The 17,719-nt window shown below is 74.4% G+C and carries 19 protein-coding genes; 14 read left to right on the plus strand and 5 right to left on the minus strand.

Annotated features, from left to right (window positions below; all coding sequences use genetic code 11):
* The first annotated feature begins 20 nt into the window (after window positions 1-20).
* From AB0C76_RS04185 to AB0C76_RS04200, 4 genes are all read left to right on the plus strand, one after another.
* Complete coding sequence (locus AB0C76_RS04185) at window positions 21-1,163, plus strand: sensor histidine kinase (RefSeq protein WP_359959369.1); 1,143 nt, start codon at window positions 21-23, stop codon at window positions 1,161-1,163.
* A complete protein-coding gene (locus AB0C76_RS04190; protein ID WP_359959371.1) occupies window positions 1,160-1,768 on the plus strand; it encodes a response regulator transcription factor in 609 nt (202 codons plus the stop codon). The genes AB0C76_RS04185 and AB0C76_RS04190 overlap by 4 nt, the downstream gene beginning before the upstream one ends.
* Window positions 1,769-1,880: 112 nt before the next feature.
* Complete coding sequence (nadE, locus tag AB0C76_RS04195) at window positions 1,881-2,714, plus strand: ammonia-dependent NAD(+) synthetase (protein WP_359959374.1); 834 nt, start codon at window positions 1,881-1,883, stop codon at window positions 2,712-2,714.
* Between the two features lie 77 nt (window positions 2,715-2,791).
* The gene (locus AB0C76_RS04200; RefSeq protein ID WP_359959377.1) at window positions 2,792-3,208 is read left to right on the plus strand and encodes a DUF2267 domain-containing protein; all 417 of its coding nucleotides are present in this window, start codon (window positions 2,792-2,794) and stop codon (window positions 3,206-3,208) included.
* Here the strand turns inward: AB0C76_RS04200 and AB0C76_RS04205 are convergent.
* Window positions 3,201-3,689, minus strand: coding sequence for a MarR family winged helix-turn-helix transcriptional regulator (locus tag AB0C76_RS04205; protein ID WP_359959380.1), 489 nt, complete (start codon window positions 3,687-3,689; stop codon window positions 3,201-3,203). The genes AB0C76_RS04200 and AB0C76_RS04205 overlap by 8 nt on opposite strands.
* Window positions 3,690-3,812: 123 nt before the next feature.
* Here AB0C76_RS04205 and AB0C76_RS04210 point away from each other — a divergent pair, with 123 nt between their 5' ends.
* From AB0C76_RS04210 to AB0C76_RS04240, 7 genes are all read left to right on the plus strand, one after another.
* Complete coding sequence (locus tag AB0C76_RS04210; RefSeq protein WP_359959383.1) at window positions 3,813-4,661, plus strand: NAD(P)H-binding protein; 849 nt, start codon at window positions 3,813-3,815, stop codon at window positions 4,659-4,661.
* Window positions 4,662-4,668: 7 nt separating this feature from the next.
* Window positions 4,669-5,958, plus strand: coding sequence for a C45 family peptidase (locus AB0C76_RS04215; RefSeq protein WP_359959386.1), 1,290 nt, complete (start codon window positions 4,669-4,671; stop codon window positions 5,956-5,958).
* Between the two features lie 100 nt (window positions 5,959-6,058).
* Window positions 6,059-6,490, plus strand: a complete 432-nt coding sequence (locus AB0C76_RS04220; RefSeq protein WP_359959388.1) for a hypothetical protein — start codon at window positions 6,059-6,061, stop codon at window positions 6,488-6,490.
* 63 nt (window positions 6,491-6,553) lie between these two features.
* The gene (locus AB0C76_RS04225) at window positions 6,554-7,048 is read left to right on the plus strand and encodes a hypothetical protein (protein WP_359959391.1); all 495 of its coding nucleotides are present in this window, start codon (window positions 6,554-6,556) and stop codon (window positions 7,046-7,048) included.
* Between the two features lie 115 nt (window positions 7,049-7,163).
* Complete coding sequence (locus AB0C76_RS04230) at window positions 7,164-10,121, plus strand: BTAD domain-containing putative transcriptional regulator (RefSeq protein ID WP_359959393.1); 2,958 nt, start codon at window positions 7,164-7,166, stop codon at window positions 10,119-10,121.
* A 194-nt stretch (window positions 10,122-10,315) separates the two neighbouring features.
* Window positions 10,316-10,735 (plus strand): VOC family protein, encoded by a 420-nt coding sequence (locus AB0C76_RS04235; protein ID WP_359959396.1) that lies wholly within the window; start codon window positions 10,316-10,318, stop codon window positions 10,733-10,735.
* A gap of 112 nt (window positions 10,736-10,847) precedes the next feature.
* Window positions 10,848-13,247 carry an excinuclease ABC subunit UvrA gene (locus AB0C76_RS04240; protein WP_359959398.1) on the plus strand — a complete coding sequence of 800 codons (2,400 nt, stop codon included), beginning with the start codon at window positions 10,848-10,850 and terminating at the stop codon, window positions 13,245-13,247.
* A gap of 23 nt (window positions 13,248-13,270) precedes the next feature.
* Here AB0C76_RS04240 and AB0C76_RS04245 read toward each other — a convergent pair whose 3' ends face one another.
* Both AB0C76_RS04245 and AB0C76_RS04250 read right to left on the minus strand, forming a co-directional pair.
* Window positions 13,271-13,771 (minus strand): HPP family protein, encoded by a 501-nt coding sequence (locus AB0C76_RS04245; RefSeq protein ID WP_359959400.1) that lies wholly within the window; start codon window positions 13,769-13,771, stop codon window positions 13,271-13,273.
* A 127-nt stretch (window positions 13,772-13,898) separates the two neighbouring features.
* Complete coding sequence (locus AB0C76_RS04250; RefSeq protein WP_359959403.1) at window positions 13,899-14,372, minus strand: SsgA family sporulation/cell division regulator; 474 nt, start codon at window positions 14,370-14,372, stop codon at window positions 13,899-13,901.
* 356 nt (window positions 14,373-14,728) lie between these two features.
* Between AB0C76_RS04250 and AB0C76_RS04255 the strand changes: the two genes are divergently transcribed.
* Complete coding sequence (locus AB0C76_RS04255; RefSeq protein ID WP_359959406.1) at window positions 14,729-15,760, plus strand: hypothetical protein; 1,032 nt, start codon at window positions 14,729-14,731, stop codon at window positions 15,758-15,760.
* 59 nt (window positions 15,761-15,819) lie between these two features.
* On the opposite strand, the gene AB0C76_RS04260 is transcribed toward AB0C76_RS04255, so the two are convergent.
* Window positions 15,820-16,191, minus strand: coding sequence for a hypothetical protein (locus AB0C76_RS04260; RefSeq protein ID WP_359959409.1), 372 nt, complete (start codon window positions 16,189-16,191; stop codon window positions 15,820-15,822).
* Between the two features lie 321 nt (window positions 16,192-16,512).
* Here AB0C76_RS04260 and AB0C76_RS04265 point away from each other — a divergent pair, with 321 nt between their 5' ends.
* A complete protein-coding gene (locus AB0C76_RS04265) occupies window positions 16,513-16,722 on the plus strand; it encodes a hypothetical protein (protein ID WP_359959412.1) in 210 nt (69 codons plus the stop codon).
* A 171-nt stretch (window positions 16,723-16,893) separates the two neighbouring features.
* Window positions 16,894-17,526 carry a DUF6461 domain-containing protein gene (locus AB0C76_RS04270; RefSeq protein ID WP_359959415.1) on the plus strand — a complete coding sequence of 211 codons (633 nt, stop codon included), beginning with the start codon at window positions 16,894-16,896 and terminating at the stop codon, window positions 17,524-17,526.
* 59 nt (window positions 17,527-17,585) lie between these two features.
* Here the strand turns inward: AB0C76_RS04270 and AB0C76_RS04275 are convergent, their stop codons facing one another.
* Window positions 17,586-17,717: a hypothetical protein gene (locus AB0C76_RS04275; RefSeq protein ID WP_359959418.1), complete on the minus strand. Its 132-nt coding sequence runs from the start codon at window positions 17,715-17,717 to the stop codon at window positions 17,586-17,588.
* Window positions 17,718-17,719 lie beyond the last annotated feature (2 nt).

A 17,719-nucleotide genomic window follows, 5' to 3' on the forward strand; every position in this document is an offset into this window, starting at 1 on the left:
GACCGGTGGAAGGAGCACCCGTGACCGACGAAGGCCCCGACCCCGGATCGCACCCGTGGGCGCACGGCTGGCGGCGCGTCATGCTGGCCACCGGGATGCTCGTCTACCCGGCCCTCACCGCCCTGGGCGTGTCCCACACCGTCACCGGGGCGCGGGCCGTCGCCGGGTACGCGGTCGTCGCGGCCTTCACGGCCTGCTACGCGGCCGGCGGCATCGCGTTCGCCCGGGGCCGACGCCGGCAGGCCGAGTTCCTGACGGCCGGGCAGGCGGTGCTCTTCGCGGCCGCCCTTCCCTTCGCCCACGCCGACGCCTTCTTCCTGGGCACCGGCGTGGTCTCGTTCGTCGCCGTGCTGTTCCCCGCCCGGGCCACCGCGGCCGTGGCGGCCGGCACGGCGGGTGCCCTCGTCCTGCCGTGGGCGGTGCGCCCCTGGCACAGCGGGCCCGGCTGGTTCCAGGCGCTGGCCCTGCTCTTCAGCTCGCTGACCGTGCGCGGGTTCTCCGAGATCGCCACCACCAACCAGGAACTGGTCGCCGCCCGGGCCGAGGTGGCGCGCCTGGCCTCGGAGGCCGAGCGCAACCGGATCGCCCGGGACCTGCACGACCTGCTCGGGCACTCGCTCACCGCGATCACCGTCAAGTCCCGGCTGGCGCAGCGGCTCGCCGCCAAGGACCTCGCCCTCGCGGTCGAGGAGATGGCCGCCGTGGAGGACCTCTCCCGGCAGGCGCTCGCCGACGTGCGGGCGGCCGTCTCCGGCTACCGGGAGGTGACGCTGGCCGCCGAACTGGCGCGCGGCCGCGAGCTGTTGCGCGCCGCCGGGGTGGTCGCCGACCTGCCGGGCGCCACCGACGCGGTGGCCCCCGCGCACCGGGAACTGTTCGGCTGGGTCGTCCGGGAGGGCCTGACCAACGTCGTCCGGCACGCCCGCGCGGGCCGCTGCACGGTGCTGCTCACCGGCACCTCGGTGGAGATCCGCGACGACGGGCCGGGCAACGGCCCTGCCGTGGGTGACGGCAAGGGGCTCGCAGGCCTGCGCGAACGGGTTGCGGCGGCGGGCGGTAGCGTCGAGGCGGGCCCGCTGGGCCCGCGCGGGTGGCGGCTGCGGGTCACCGTCCCCGCCGTCCCCGGCCGGCCGCACGTACCCGTCCGGGAAGGAAGCCCATGACGATCCGCCTCCTGCTCGCGGAGGACCAGGAGCTGGTCCGCACCGCTCTGCGCACGCTGCTCGACCTGGAGGACGACTTCACCGTCGTCGCCGCCGTCGGCCGCGGCGACCAGGTCGTGGAGGCGGCCCGCGAGCACCGGCCCGACGTGGCCCTCCTGGACATCGAGATGCCCGGGCTGGACGGCCTCGCCGCCGCCGCGGTCCTCGCGCAGCAGGTGACGGACTGCCGGGTGGTGATCCTCACGACCTTCGGACGGGCGGGCTACCTGCGTCGCGCGATGGAGGCGGGTGCGGTCGGCTTCGTCGTCAAGGACGCGCCGGCCGAGGTGCTGGCCGACGCGATCCGCCGGGTCGCCGCGGGGGAGCGGGTGGTGGACCCGGAGCTCGCCGCCGCGACCCTCGCCGCGGGCGCCTCCCCGCTCACCGCCCGCGAGCGCGACGTCCTGAACGCCTGCCGCTCGGGCGCGGACGTGGCCGAGATCGCCGCCAAGCTGTACCTGTCGGAGGGGACGGTCCGCAACTACTTCTCGTCCGCGATCGCCAAGACCGCCAGCCGCAACCGGCTGGAGGCGCTGCGGGTGGCGGACGAGCGCGGCTGGCTCTGAGGCCTGGGGCCGCTGTGACCCGCATTCCATCACGGTGGAATCCCTTGGCGGCGGCCGCCGCGGCGATCAGGCTGGCTCCCGGAAGCACGCCCGATGTCCTAGGAGTCCCACCATGTCCGAAGCCCTGCCCGCCGAGATCCAGCGGGAGATCGCCCGCGCCCTGGGCGTCGCCCCCGTCCCGAGCGCCGAGCGGGAGGCCGAGCGCCGGGTCGCCTTCCTCGCCGAGCAGGTGCGCGCGGCGGGCGCCCGCACGCTCGTCCTCGGCATCAGCGGCGGCGTCGACTCCACGACCACCGGACGGCTCTGCCAGCTCGCCGCCGAGCGGCTGCGCGCCGAGGGCCACGAGGTGTCCTTCGTCGCGATGCGGCTGCCGTACGGCGTGCAGGCCGACGAGGCGGACGCCCGGCTGGCGCTGGACTTCATCCGGCCGGACCGGGTCCTCACCGTGGACGTCAAGCCCGCCACCGACGGCGCGATGGACGCCCTGGCGGCCGCCGGCCTGACCTTCCGGGACGGCGCCCACGAGGACTTCGTCCGCGGCAACACCAAGGCCCGGCAGCGGATGATCGCCCAGTACGCCGTCGCCGGCGCGTCCGACGGGGTCGTGATCGGCACGGACCACGCGGCGGAGGCCGTCACCGGCTTCTTCACCAAGTTCGGCGACGGCGCGGCCGACATCATGCCGCTGTCCGGCCTGACGAAGCGTCAGGTCCGTTCGCTGGCCGAGCTGCTGGGCGCACCGGCGGAGCTCGTCCACAAGGTGCCCACCGCCGACCTGGAGACGCTCGCGCCCGGCAAGCCCGACGAGGACGCCCTCGGCGTCGGCTACGACGCCCTGGACGACTTCCTGGAGGGGCGCCCGGTCAGCGAGGAGGTGTTCCGCACGGTGCTCGGCCACTACCGCCGCACCGAGCACAAGCGCCGCCTGCCGGTCACGCCCGCCTGACGCCTCCGTGCGGGCCTCCGTCCGGCGGCGTAGCCTCACAGAGGGGGTCTCGCCCGCCGGCGGAAGGGGACTCGGCCATGAAGCACGACGAGATCATCGCCACCGTCCGGGACCTCGCCGGGCTCCCCGACCGGGCCGCCGCCGAGCGCGCCACCAAGGCCGTCCTGCTCACCCTCGGCGAGCGCCTGCCCTCCGGGCTCGCCGTGCACGTCGCCGCCCAGCTGCCGCCCGAGCTCGCCGCCACCGTGCGGGAGGCGGCCCGGGAGGCCGACGAGGAGGGCCGCACCCACGCCTCCGGCGAGCGCTTCGGCCTGCCCGTCTTCGCCGGCCGGATCGCCGGCCGGGCCGGCACCGGCGAGGACGGCGGCATCCGCGAGGCCGCCGCCGTCCTGGAGGTCCTGGACGCGGCGCTCGCGCCGGACCTGATGGACAAGCTGGCCGCCGTCCTCCCGCACGACATCGCCGAGTTGCTGCCCTCGGGGCGCGCTACATAGCGGACTTCCGCTCGGCCAGCCGGTCGAGGGAGTCGACGTACTTCAGCATCAGCCGGGCGAATTCGAGCCGGTCGCGCTCGGCCCAGTCGGCGGTGATGTAGTCGTACGCGTCGCGCTGGTGGCGCCGCAGCCGGGCGATCAGGTCGGTGCCGGCCGGGCTGAGGTGGAGGACCGTGCGGCGGCCGTCGTGCTGCGAGGCGGCGCGGGTCAGGTAGCCCGCCTTGATGCTGTCGCCGACCATGCGGCTCGCGACGGACGGGTCCACGCCGAGGAGTTCGGCGACCGCGCCGACGGTGATCTCGGCCTCGGAGTCGCGGGTGTGCTGTTCGACGAGGTTGAGGACCAGGGTGCGGCTGAGGTCCTTGGCCGAGATGGGGTTCTCGACCTCCAGGAGCGAGGTGCGGCGCAGTTTGCCGAAGGCCGGGCCCACGGCGTTCAGGAGGTCCTCGGCCGTGCGGTGGTCCGGCTCGTTCGTCGTCATGGCGGCCATCCTAAGGTCCATGCTCGGCAGCAGCCACATGTTGACTCGCAATTACATGCATGCCAGCATGCATATGCGTCACAGCAAGGGGCTGTGCATCATCATGCAACGGGGGAACCATCCATGACCGTCCTCGTCACCGGCGCCCGCGGGAAGGTCGCCCGCGCCGTCCTCGACCGCCTGCACGCCGCCGACCTGCCGGCCCGCGCCGCCAGTGCCCGGCCCGCCGACCTGTCCGTCCCGGCGGGCGTCGACACCGCCGAGCTCGTCCTCGACCGGCCGGAGACCTTCGCCGCGGCGCTCGACGGCGTGCGCCAGGTCTTCCTCTACCCCGAGCCCGCCGGCATCGGCGCCTTCGTCGAGGCCGCCCGCGCGGCCGGCGTCGAGCACGTCGTGCTGCTCTCGTCCTCGTCCGTCCTCGCGCCCGGCGCCGAGACCGACCCGCTCGGCTCGCACAACCTCGGTGTCGAGCGCGCCCTCGCCGCGAGCGGCCTGCCCTGCACGTTCCTGCGCCCGGACGCCTTCGCGAGCAACGCGTTCGCCTGGGCGCACCCGATCGGCCACCGCCGGCCGGTCGAACTCGCCTACCCGGAGGCGTCGTTGGCGCCGATCCACCCCGAGGACATCGCCGAGGTCGCCGTCGAGGCGCTGACCGGCACCGCCCTGCGCGGTCACGCCGTCACCCTCACCGGGGCGCAGGCGCTCACCTTCCGCGAGCAACTCGCCGTCCTGTCGGAGGTGCTGGACCGCCGGATCACCGTCGAGACCATCTCCCGCGCCGAGGCCGAGGAGCAGATGGGCCGCTTCATGCCCGCCCCGCTGGTCGGCTCGCTGCTCGCCTTCTGGGCCGAGGCCTCCGTGCGCCCCGCCGCGATCGCCGACACCACCGAGACCCTGCTCGGCACGCCCGCCAGGACCTTCCGCCAGTGGGCCGTCGAGAACGCCGCCGCGTTCGCGCCCGCGGGGGAGTGACCGCGCCATGAAGCCCATCGGCTACTGGCTGAACCGCACCGACAAGGCGCTGACCGCCCACATGAACGGCATGCCGGCCGACTTCGGCCTCACCCGGACGGCATGGCAGGTGCTCAACGTGGTCGACGACACCCCCGAGGCGGGCGACGCGGACGTCCATGCCGCGCTCGCCGCGAACGCCGACGCCCCGGCGCGGACGGCAGCCGTCGCCACCGTCCTCGCCGACGGCTGGACCACCCGCCCGGCCCCGGCCCCCGGCCGTCTCGCGCTCTCGTCCGGTGTGGTGAATTACCCGAGAATTTCGTTAGGTCGCCCTCGACTCACCCGGTGTCGAACGAGGGGGACGGCGACCATGAGCCAGCACGAGATGACCTTCCGTGCCATTGACGTCGGTGACGGCGGCGATGGGCGATGGGCAGCCCACGCGCAGGCGCTGTGGCCGTTGGCGGAGGAGTGGATGAGTGAGGAGGGCCGGTCCCCCGAGGGGGCGGACCGTGCCCGGAAGCTGTTCGAGGCGCACATGCCGGAGCTCGTCCCGGTGCTCGACCGGCTCGCCCGCCGGCTCGACCGGCCCGGAGGAGGGACCTTCCTCACCCTGGCCGCCGTACGGCCTTTCTTCTCGGGCTGCACCCAGATCGGGGGCAGCGGCACCCTGCTGCGCAACTACGACTTCAGCCCCGACGCGTGTGAGGGCACCGTCGTCTCCTCCCGCTTCCTGCGCCCGGTGATCGGGATGCAGGAAGCGCTCTGGGGCTTGCTGGACGGGATGAACGACGCCGGGCTCGCCGTCTCGTTGACCTTCGGCGGGCGGTTCGTCCACGGGCCCGGCTTCTCCATCGTCATCGTGCTGCGCTACTTGCTGGAGACCTGCGACACCGTTGACGAGGCGATCGGCAGGCTGCGGTCCATACCGATCGCGATCCCGCAGAACGTCACCCTCGTCGACTCCCGGCGTGCAGTGACGGTGTTCGTGGGGCCGGACATCCCGCTGACCGTGGCTTCGGACGCATGCGCCGCCAACCACCAGCACCTGCCGGTGCCTGACGAGCAGGAACGGTTCTCCCGGACCCGGGAACGGCTGAGCGCCGTCCGGGCAGCGGGAACGGACGTGGTGGCGATGTTGAGGCCGCCGCTGTACCAGTCCGCGTACGAGGAGGGGCTGGGAACGGTCTACACCGCCCATTACCGGCCCCGCGAGGGCCGCGTGTCCTACGTCTGGCCCGGCGAGTCCTGGGAACAGTCCTTCGATGACTTCGCCGTGGGGTCCCGTACCGTGACCGCAGGCCGAGCCGGCTGAGCCCGTCCCTTCGCCGCGGGCCTTGAACGGGGCCTCGAACGCCGCGCCTGACGCCCCAATCCGGTTGCCCCGCGGGCGCGGTGCGCGCGGATACTGCGGCATGACCAGAATCGCGCAGGTCCTCGTGCTGGCCCCGTGGGACGAGGAGGCGATGGCGCCGCTGTGCCGACCGGACGCCTCCCGCAGTTGGTACGGCTGCTTCGCGCCGCTGCCCACCTTCACCGAGGCGTGGGTGGCCGAGTTCGACCGGATGGGGCAGCGGGCCGGGCTGCTCCGTCACTTGGAGTCGCTGCCGTGGCGGGCACCGGAGAGCGTCCAGGTGCTCATCCACGACGAGGAGGACGACTGCTTCGGGCTGTGGATGATGCGCGACGGCAAGCTGACCGAGATCCCCGTCCCCGGCCACCGGCGGCTCCACCCGCTGACGCCCGCCACCGAGTTCGCCCCCGACCCCGGCCTGCTGTGGCGCTCGGGCACGCCCGTGCCGGCCGGCTTCTCCGAGGAGCGGCGGGATCCTCGTCCGGCCTGGTAGGGCTGTCGGTGGGCTCTGGTCTACTTCCCTGCGAAGCGCAAGGCACGGCGGAGGGCGAGGACGATGGGTGTGTTGACCGACTACTTCCGTGCGGCGGACGCGACGGTGGTCCGGCGGGAACTGGAGGCGGCGGACGGGGGATCACCGCTCCTCGGGCCGCAACGGGCGTTCGACGGGGTCGAGGCCAAGGGGCTGGATCCGGTCGTCGTCCTGGGGCAGCTGGTCGCCGCCGTCCGCCAGGTGCCGTGGGCCGTCGACCTCGTGGGCGACACGCCGGTGTGGCCGACCACTCCGCCACCCGGCCCGGACGGGCCCGGTGACGAGGACGACCCGTGGCTGACCGGCCCATGGGTGTTCGAGCTCGACACCGACACCCGCGACGCCCTCGCCGCGGTACCGGACGCCGACGTCCCGGCGGTCGCCGCCCGCTGGGCGCGGGCGGAGGAGCTGCACGGCGCCTGCGCCGGGAGCCTGTGCCCGGTGGTCGGCGGACTGGTCGGGCTCGCGCGGCGAGCCCGGGAGGCCGACGAGCGGCTGTACTGCTGGACCTGCCTCTGAACCGACCGGACGGATCGTGCGGCTGGTGCCCGGGCGCGTTGCTCGGTGTCCGCACCAGTGTCATGATCGCGTGGGCGGGGGCTGCACGGAGCACGAGCGTGAGGGGCTGGAGCCGATGGGGACGACGTTCGGGGTGCTGGGTCCGCTGGTGGTCGCCGTGGACTCGGAGCCGCAGGCGTTGCCCCGGGCGGCGGTGCTCCGCGGGCTGCTGGGGGCGCTGCTGCTCGCCGAGGGCGAGCGGCTGTCGGCCGGGCGGCTGCTGGAGCTCGTGTGGGCCGGACAGGCCGACCGGGTCGGCCGCGGCGCCGTGCACACCGGGGTGTCCCGGTTGCGCGGGTGGCTCGGGACCTTCGGCGACGACGCCGTGGTGCTGGACTCCGACGGCGAGGGCTACCGGCTCGCCGTCCACCCGGAGGCCGTCGACCTCGGACGCTTCCGGCGGCTGGCCGCCGACGGAGACCTGGCCGCCGCGCTCGACCTGCGCCGCGGCCCGGTGCTGGCCGGGCTGGACCGGGTCAACCGCGAGGACCCGCTGGTGACGGCGGTCGAGGAGACCGTCCGCTCCACCGCCCTCGCCCTCGCCGGGACCGCCGCCCCCGGCTGCGCCCTCCCGGCCGTGACGGCGCTCGCCGAGGAGTACCCCTTCGACGAGCCCGTGCAGGCCGCCCTCCTCGAACTGCTCGCCGCCGACGGCCGCCCCGCCGAAGCGCTGCGCCGCTTCCAGGCGCTGCGCCGGCGGCTGGCCGAGGAACTCGGGATCGAGCCGGGCGAGCAGGTCCAGAGTGTCTTCCTCGCCCTGCTGGCCCGCGATCACGACGGCGCCCGCCCGGTCCACGCGCCGAGCCAACTCCCTTCCGACCTCCCGGACTTCACCGGCCGCGAGGAGCACCTGCGGCTGGTCCTCGCCGCCCTCGCCGACGGCCACGTGCCGGTGGTCTCGGGCATGGGCGGCATCGGCAAGACCGCCCTGGCCGTCCACGCCGCCCACCGCGCCGCCGCCGACTACCCCGACGGCCGGCTCTACGCCGACCTGCGCGGCGCCGACGACGAACCGGCCGACCCGGCCCGCGTCCTCGCCGCCTTCCTGCGCGCCCTCGGCGCCGACGCCCGGGAGATCCCCGAGTCCCTCGACGAACGCGCCGCCCTCTACCGCACCCTGCTCACCGGCCGCCGCGTGCTCGTCGTCCTGGACAACGCCGCCGGGGAGGCCCAGCTCCGGCCCCTGCTCCCAGGGGCGGCCAAGGCGGCGCAGACCGGCCCGGCCGCCCTCGTCACCAGCCGCGCCGTCCTCACCGCCCTGCCCGGCGCCCGGCTCGTCGACCTCGGCGGGTTCGGCCCCGTCCACGCCGAGACGCTGCTGCGCCACATCGTCGGCGACGCCAGGGTCTGCGCCGAACCCGTCGCCGCCGGCCAGATCGCCGACCTGTGCGGCGGCATGCCGCTCGCCGTCCGCATCGCCGGCGCCCGCCTGGCCGCGCGCCCGCGCTGGAGCCTCGCCCGTCTCGCCGAGCTGCTGCGCGACGAGCGCCGCCGCCTCGACGAGCTCGCGGCCGGCGACCTCGCCGTTCGTGCGGGCTTCGCCGTCGGCTACACCCGGCTGTCCGAGCCCACCCGCCGCACCTTCCGCCTGCTCGGCCTGCTCGACGCTGCCGACTTCGCCCCCTGGGCCGCCGCCGCGCTCGCCGACGTCCCGCTGGAGGAGGCCGACCGGCAGCTGGAGGAGCTCATCGACGCCCAGCTCCTCCAGGAGACCGGCACCGAACCCCACCTGCGCTACCGCTTCCACGACCTCGTCCGGCTCTACGCCCGCGAGCACGCCCACGCCACCGACACCCCCGCCGACCGCGCCGACGCCCTCGAACGGGCCTTCGGCGCCTGGCTCTGGCTCGCCGAACAGGCCGCCGACCAGGTGCCGGGCCCCTGCTTCGCCGCCATCCACGGCCCCGCCCTGCGCCGCCCGCTGCCCGACGGCCCCGCCGCCCGGCTGCTCGACGACCCGCTCGCCTGGTTCGACGTCGAGCAACCCGCCCTCAACGCCTGCGCCCGGCAGGCCGCCGCGCTGCGCCTCGTCCCGACCGCCTGGGACCTCGCCGCCTGCCAGGAGAAGTACTGCGACGTCCGCGGCCTCTACGACGACTGGCGCACCACCAACCTCGCCGTCCTCCAGGCCTGCAAGTCGGCCGGCGACCTCGTCGGCACGGCCGTGCTCACCCGCGGCCTCGTCGAGGTCACCACCTGGGCGACCCCCGCCGACGGCACCGAGACGATGGTCGCCCTGGACGGTCGCGCGCGGCAGCTGCTCGAGCTGTTCGAGCAGGTCGGCGAGCCGCGCGGGGCCGCCGACGCCCTCGTCCTGCTGGCCTGGAGCCTGGTCGCCCAGGGGCGCTCCCGTGACGCGCTGGACGCCGCCCGTCGCGCCCTGGACCTCGCCGCCGCCCACGACCACCCCGGCGGGGTGGCCAAGGCGCACCAGATCATCGCCGTCGCCCACGGCGAGACCGACCTCGCCCGCACCATCGAGCACCTCACCGAGACGCTGCGCCTGGCGCGCATGATCGGCAACGTCCGCTTCGAGACCACCGCGATCCAGTTCCTCGGCGCCGCCCACGGCCGCGCCGGCGACGTCGAGCACGGGCGCAACCTGCTGACGAGCTCGCTCGCGATGGCCCGCTCGCTCGGCGACAGCTACGCGGAGGCGTTCTCCCTGCTCTACCTGGCCACGCTCCACGCGGCGACCGGCGACACCCGGGCGAGGGAGACGGCGGAGGCGGCGCTGGCCATCGCGCGGCGCTTCGAGCTGGGCCACCACCTCGCCCAGGCCCTGGGCATCCTGGGCGAGTTGGACCTCGCGGAGGGGCGGCACGACGCCGCCGTCGCGCGCCTGGAGGAGTCCGTCCTGTTCTGGCGGGCCCGGGGCTGGCGCTCGTTCCTCGCCGAGGCGCTGCGGGCGCTCGGGCGCGCGTACGAGGCGGCGGGGCTGGACGCGCCCGCCGATCGGGTGCGGCGCGAGGCCCGGGAGCTGGACGAGGGACCGGCGAACGGCGACGCGGACGCGCTCTCGCACGACGGGTGAACCGTCCGCGGGGAGTACACACCCGCGGCCGGGTCCGTCCCCTGCGCGGACCCGGCCGTCCCCCCATGCGGGTGTGTGCTTCGAACGTAGGCAGCGGCCTCTTACCGATCGCTTACCGCTCCGGCCGAGGTGCGTGCGTGACCGGTCAGGATTCGAGAAGCCCCGGCCCGCAGCCCGCGCCTAGCCTCGTGGACATGAAGACCAACGACCTCAGCATCCACTGGACCTTCCTCCCCCACACCGACCCCGACGCCTCCCTCGCGTTCTACCGCGACCTGCTCGGCTTCGAGGTCCGCAACGACGTCGGCCAGGGCAGGATGCGCTGGATCACCCTCGGGCCCGCCGGCAGCCCGGGCACGTCCGTCGTCCTGGAACCGCCGGCCATGGACCCCGGCGTGACGGAGGACGAGCGCCGCACCATCACCGAGATGATGGCCAAGGGCACCTACGCCCGCCTCACCCTCGCCTCCGCCGACCTCGACGGCGTCTTCGACCGGCTGGCGGCCGCCGGCGCCGAGCTCGTCCAGGAGCCGACGAAGCAGCCCTACGGCATCCGCGACTGCGCCTTCCGGGACCCGGCGGGCAACCTGATCCGCATCAACGAGCTCGGCTGAGCCGAGCCGAACAGCCGGCCCCCGAGCCGTCCGGTGCGGTTGGATGAACCGGGTCGGACGGACCGACCGCACCGGGCGGCCCCGCCCGCACAGAACCGGAGAGACGACGACCATGGCCAAGAGGACGGGCGCGCACGCGCCGGTGCCGCACGACGCCGACAGCCACGACATGATCCGCGTGCTCGGCGCGCGCGAGAACAACCTCAGGGACGTCAGCGTCGAGATCCCCAAGCGCCGGCTGACGGTGTTCACCGGGGTCTCCGGCTCGGGCAAGAGCTCGCTGGTGTTCGACACCATCGCCGCCGAGTCGCAGCGGCTGATCAACGAGACCTACAGCGCCTTCGTCCAGGGCTTCATGCCGTCGCTTTCGCGCCCCGACGTCGACGTCCTCGACGGGCTGACCACCGCGATCATCGTCGACCAGCAGCGGATGGGAGCCGACCCGCGCTCCACCGTCGGCACCGCGACCGACGCCAACGCGATGTTGCGCATCCTGTTCAGCCGGCTCGGCGTGCCGCACATCGGCTCGCCCAAGGCGTACTCGTTCAACGTCCCCTCGGTCAGCGGCGCCGGCGCCGTCACCGTGGAGCGCGGCGGCAGGACGGTGAAGGAGCGCCGCTCGTTCAGCGTCACCGGTGGCATGTGCCCGCGCTGCGAGGGCCGCGGGAGCGTCTCCGACATCGACCTCGCCCAGCTCTTCGACGACACCAAGTCGCTCGCCGAGGGCGCGCTCACCATCCCCGGCTACACGCCCGGCGGCTGGAACTACCGGCTCTACAGCGAGTCCGGCTTCTACGACCCGGACAAGCCCATCCGCAAGTACACCGAGAAGGAACTGCACGACTTCCTGTACCGCGAGCCGGTCCGGATGAAGATCGCGGGCATCAACATGACCTACGAGGGCCTGATCCCGCGGATCCAGAAGTCGTACCTCGCCAAGGACAAGGAGGCGATGCAGCCGCACATCCGGGCCTTCGTCGACCGCGCGGTCGCCTTCACCACGTGCCCCGACTGCGACGGCACCCGGCTCACCGAGGCGGCCCGCTCGTCGAGGATCGGGAAGACCAGCATCGCCGACGCGTGCGCCATGCAGATCAGCGACCTGGCCGTCTGGGTGCGCGGGCTCGACGAGCCCTCGGTGGCGCCGCTGCTCGCGAGCCTCGGCGAGGCGCTCGACTCGTTCGTCGAGATCGGTCTCGGCTACCTCTCGCTCGACCGCCCCTGCGGCACGCTCTCCGGCGGCGAGGCGCAGCGCGTCAAGATGGTCCGTCACCTCGGCTCCTCGCTCACCGACGTCACGTACGTCTTCGACGAGCCCACCGTGGGCCTGCACCCGCACGACATCCAGCGGATGAACGGGCTGCTGCTGCGGCTGCGCGACAAGGGCAACACGGTGCTCGTCGTCGAGCACAAGCCGGAGACGATCGCGATCGCCGACCACGTCGTCGACCTCGGCCCCGGCGCGGGCAGCGGCGGTGGCACGGTCTGCTTCGAGGGGACGGTCGAGGGACTGCGGGCGGCCGGCACGATCACCGGACGCCACCTCGACGACCGGGCGAGGGTCAAGGAGACGGTGCGCACGCCGACCGGCAAGCTGGCCATCCGCGGCGCATCCACGCACAACCTGCGGAACGTGGACGTGGACATCCCGCTCGGGGTGCTCGCGGTCGTCACGGGCGTGGCCGGCTCCGGCAAGAGCTCGCTCGTGCACGGCTCGCTGCCACGATCGTCGGGGGCTCCGGGCGAGGGTGTGATCTCCGTCGACCAGGGCGCGATCCGCGGCTCCCGGCGCAGCAACCCGGCGACGTACACGGGTCTGCTCGAACCGGTCCGCAAGGCCTTCGCCAAGGCCAACGGCGTGAAGCCGGCCCTGTTCAGCGCCAATTCCGAAGGCGCGTGCCCGACCTGCAACGGCGCGGGCGTGGTCTACACGGACCTGGCGATGATGGCCGGCGTGGCGAGCGTCTGCGAGGACTGCGAGGGCAGGCGCTACCAGGCGTCGGTGCTGGAGTACCGCCTCGGCGGACGCGACATCAGCGAGGTGCTGGCGATGCCGGTGACCGAGGCCGAGGAGTTCTTCCGCGAGGGCGGGGCCCGCATCCCCGCCGCGCACGCGATCGTGAGCCGGCTCGTGGACGTCGGCCTCGGCTACCTGAGCCTCGGCCAGCCGCTCACCACGCTCTCCGGCGGCGAGCGCCAGCGCCTCAAGCTCGCGACGCACATGGCCGACAAGGGCGGCGTCTACGTCCTCGACGAGCCGACGACCGGCCTGCACCTGGCCGACGTGGAGCAGCTGCTCGGCCTGCTCGACCGCCTGGTCGACGCGGGCAAGTCGGTCATCGTCGTCGAGCACCACCAGGCGGTCATGGCGCACGCGGACTGGATCGTCGACCTGGGCCCGGGCGCCGGCCACGACGGCGGGCGGATCGTCTTTGAGGGCACCCCGGCCGAGCTGGTGGCCAGGCGGCACACCGTCACCGGGGAGCACCTCGCGGCGTACGTGGGCGCCTGAGGCGCCCGGTCGGTCGGGAGGGCCTAGCGGGTGACGGCCCACCAGGCGACGGGGTAGCGCACCGGGTGGCCGCCGATCCGGCCCGGGAGCAGGCCGATCGCGACCAGCAGGACGGTGGCCGGCGCGAGCAGCGGCAGGAACGGCAGCGGGTGAGGCGCCTGGAGCACCACGATGACGGCGGTGGCGGCGGCGGGCGAGTGGGAGAGGTGCGTGAGCAGCATCACGCCGAGCGAGATCCCGGCGGCCACCGCCGCGCCCCACCCGTTGCTGCCGGTTGCGGCGAGCGTGGCGTACCCGATCAGCGCGGAGACCAGCCGGCCGCCGACGAGGTTGCGGGGCTGCGAGATCGGCAGCCCGGGGGCGCCGTGGACGAGCGCGGCGCTCGCGGCCAGCGGCGGGACGAGCAGCGGCTGGTGCAGCAGGACCCCGGTCCCGACCAGGAGGAGCAGGGCCGCGATGGCGAAGGCGGTGGCCCTCAGCACGTGCAGCGGATGCGGCCTGGCGGCGGACGGGGGTCTGGGCATGCGGGAGCTCCGGGTGAGGGGCGGTGGAACGGCAGCGCCTTCCACAAAATGTTGATTTGCCGATCACCATCCTGCCTCGCGGGGACCCGGCGGACCCGGCGTTCCGGCGTCCGGACGGCGGGGTCCGTCAGATGAGCGGCGGCTCCTCGGTCTCGAACAGGCGCAGGATCAGGTCGTCGACGTCGAGGTGGAGCGTCTCGGTGCCGTACGGCACGACGTGCTCGGTCGCGTCGAGGAAGGTCTGGACGAGGGCGGCGGGCGCGCGCAGGACGGCGGTCGTGTCGTCGGCGCTGAGCGCGATGAAGAGCGTCGCGGCCGCGGGCCCGGTGCCGCGGTGGACGGTGACGTCGCCGAGGCCGGCCCAGCCGGTGAGGCCGGTGGCGAGGAGTTCGCGGGCGAAGATCCAGGTGATCGGCTCGTCGAGGTCGATGTGGGTGTCGAGGCTCACCGCGTAGGGGTCCTCCCGGCGGTAGCGCAGCCGGGCGGGCAGGGAGACGAGGAGGCCGGGGCAGGCGACCGCCTCCAGGTCGATGTACAGCGCCAACTCGTCGCCGGCGCAGGCGTTCTCCTGCGGGGCGCCGGGCAAGTCGTGCTCGCTCATGGGCTCTTCCTGTTCTCTTCCCCGGGTGTTCCGGGGCGTCTCGGGGCGTCTCGGGCTGTCTTCAGGGGAGCAGAATCGTTTTTTCTCGGTCGGTTTGGGCGGTGGGGCGGAACGCAGGCGGTGCGGGGCGCGGTGCGGCTGTGCGGTGTGGTGCGGCGGTGCGGCTTCGGCGTGCGGGGCTTCCGGCTGGAGAACGAGCCGACCCGTCCCGGGTAACCGTCCGCGACGATATTCGGGCGACGGCGCCCTGTCCCGGCCTGGGGCATTGCGGTTCGGTCTCCGTGGCGGCGGAATTGTGCATGATCGCTCCGTTGGTGTCAGAGTGTCACCGTCTTCTTTTCCGATCGGGGGGTTCGATGACAGCGGGGGACGGGTCGGATCTCGTCGCCATGGTGGTCGAGGCGCTGGTGCAGGCCGCGTCGCACACGGTCGGCGCGGCCGGGGCCGCGCTCGGCGGCGAGGCGGTCGCGCGCGTGCGGGAGTCGCTGCGGCAGTGGCCGCAGTGGGCGCACGCCCTCGGGCGGGTGGAGGCCCGTCCCGGCGACCAGCAGGCCCAGTGGGACCTGGCGCTCGCGGTGGGCCAACTGCTCGCCGGCGACCCGGGCCTGGCGGCCAACCTGCGCGCCCGGCTCTCCGTCGCCATGACCGCGCCGCCGCCGATGGCCGGGGCTCCGATGCCCCAGGCGGCTCCGGCGTGGCAGGGCGGCGACGGCGCCAACTGGCCCGCGTACGGCCCCGGGACGGTCCAGGGGACGTCCGCCCGGCGCAGCCGTGCCTGGGCGGTGACCGGCGGGGTCGTCGTGCTCGCCGTGATCGGGACGCTGACCGGACTCGGTTTCTACCTCGGCACCGGCCCGGACGGCCCGAAGCCGCTGGCCAACCTGGACCAGGTGAAGTCCGTCCTGCCCGACCTGCACGCCGTGCCGGACGGCTGGACCCAGGAGAAGGCGCCCTCCGCCGCGCCCATGGACCCCTGCGGCGGCGACGGCATCGCACCCGAGCAGGCGGCGCTGTGCCCGCAGGCGGTCGGGACGGGCAGTTCGCGCTTCCACGGCGACAACGGCAAGACCCAGGTGGTGTTCCAGATCATCGCCGGCCCCAGCACGGCGTGGGCCGACAAGATGTACGACTTCGCCAACGCCGGTCCCAGCGCACTGCCCGAGCAGCCGCCGATGGCCGCTCCGAAGGCCGGCCAACGCTCCGCGATCTCCGTGGACCGCGAGTGCCTGGCCATTCTCGTCGAGTCCGGGAGCAACGTCCTGAGGATCTCCTACTGCCCGGAGAACCTGAACGCCCCGAACGTGGACGTGGTCAACCGGATCACCCGCATGTTCGCAGCGCGCTCGCAGCAGGCGCAGGACGGGAAGACCCCGGACGCTGCGGCCTGAGGGTTCCCGGACAGGGGTGGAGCCGAGCGCCCGGCTCCACCCCTGTGTCCGTGGGGCGGTCAGGCCTTCGCGCAGATCACGAAGACGCTGATGCCGACGTCGTCCGCACCCGGCTGGCGGCCGAGACCGATCCAGCCGCCGCCGTCGTCGGTCGGGAAGCTGCCGACCAGGACCGCCTCGTTGCCGCGGGCCTCCGCGCCGCCGCCGAGCGCCTTCTTGCCGGCCGGGCAGGACACCGTCCGCCGATGGAAGTTGGGCACGTTCGCGTTGTCGAGCCTCACCAACTGGTACCCCTCGACCGATCGGACGACGGTGTCCCGTGCGGGTGCGTTGTCGGTGGTGGGGTCGGCCTCCGCGACCCAGCCCGTGCCGGCGGCGGCGAGCGCGACCGTCAACAGGCCTGCGGCCGGCGCGATTGCCCGAAGCTTCATGCCGTGTCCTCCCGAGGGGTGGCGGGCGCGCGCTTCGCGTCCGTCCCACTCGGGGTATCGGCCGTTCGGGTGGCGGCCGTGATCGGGTTGACCCTTTCGGGGGGTGTGAGGGCCGTCCGGCGCGCGCCGCGGTGGCGCCCCCGGGCGGTGCCGTGGGCTCTCACGCGGACGTCGGTGGTGGGCCGCTGACGGGCCCGGCGTTCCGGGGCCCGGACCCCGGGATCACTCGACCGGGTGAGCTGCCGTGGAACGGCCGAAGGCGCGGGCGGGCGCGCCCTACCGTCGGAGCCGGAACCCGCCGTTCGGACCGGAAGGAACCCCATGCGCCGCACCGTCGCCGTTCTCCTCGGAGCCTCCGCCCTCCTCGCCGCCACCACCCCGGCGGCCGGCGCCGCCACCGCCGCCGCCCCCGGCGCGCAGGCCGCTCCTGCCATGCAGGCCGGCGCCCCGTTGTTCGGCATGCTGGGCAGCGCGAGCGCGATGGCCTTCGGGGCCGTCGACGCGCTCAAGGGCGCGGTGAAGCTGCCCTAGGCGTGGCTGGCGCCGGCGGCTCCCGCACCGGCGAACCCGGGGCGGGAGCCGCGCCGTTCCGCCCCCACGGGCTCCGTCGCCTCCGGGGAGGTCCGATTGTCGGCGGGGCGCGCTAGGGTGCCGTCCGGGAAGCCCGACCAGGGCGGGTCGGTGCGACGGGGGGAGGGCGCCGTGAGCGACGGCATCCGGTGGCTCGCCGAGGGCGACGACCGCCTCAGCGGCATCCTGTTCGCGCGTGGGATCCCGCCGGAGGAGGTGGCCCGGCGGATGGGCGCGGACGTGCGCGGCGGCGCCGGTCCGGTCAGCGGCGCCGAGGTGTGGGACCTCGACATCGAGACCTACCGTCCCGGCGAGGACGGCGACGGCGTGGTCCGCGTCGGGGTGTCCGGTGGCTGGTCGTTCGCTATCGAGTACGGCGACTCCACCGGCGCCGACCTGCTTACTGAGATAGCGCGCGACGGCGTCGAGGTCGTCCACTACCGCCCCATGGCCGAACACCCGCCGGCCCTGCTCGACTACGCCCGCGACGGCTCCGTCCTGTGCGGGTTCGGTCTCGCCGAGGAGCGCTGGCGCTGGGGCAGTGAACCGGACCTCCTGCTCCCCGTCCTCGTCGCCGCCGGCGTCCTCCACCCCGACGGCATCACCCGTGCCACACCCGTCGGCGAACCCCTCCCCGCCGTCCACCGCCGCACCCTCGGCGCCGTGGAACGCCACTTCGGCCTCAGCCTCCCCCCGGCCGTCCTGGACGCCGCCCGCCTCCCGGTGTACGCGGTCCGCGGCACGCCCGACCTCATGCTCCGCTAGCGGCGTGGCCGGACGGGTTCGCCCGTCCGGCCACGGGGTCCGGCGCTACCCGGGCACCGTCACGCCCAGGGCTCGGAGAACGACCGTCCGGGGACGGGCTTGGCGATCAGGGCGATCGCCGCGAAGAAGCTGACCTGCCCGATCGCCAGCGTCAGCGCCGTGAGCGCCTTCTCGTCGTAGTGGGCGGCCACCT

Source organism: Kitasatospora sp. NPDC048722 (assembly GCF_040650235.1).
Classification (GTDB): domain Bacteria; phylum Actinomycetota; class Actinomycetes; order Streptomycetales; family Streptomycetaceae; genus Kitasatospora.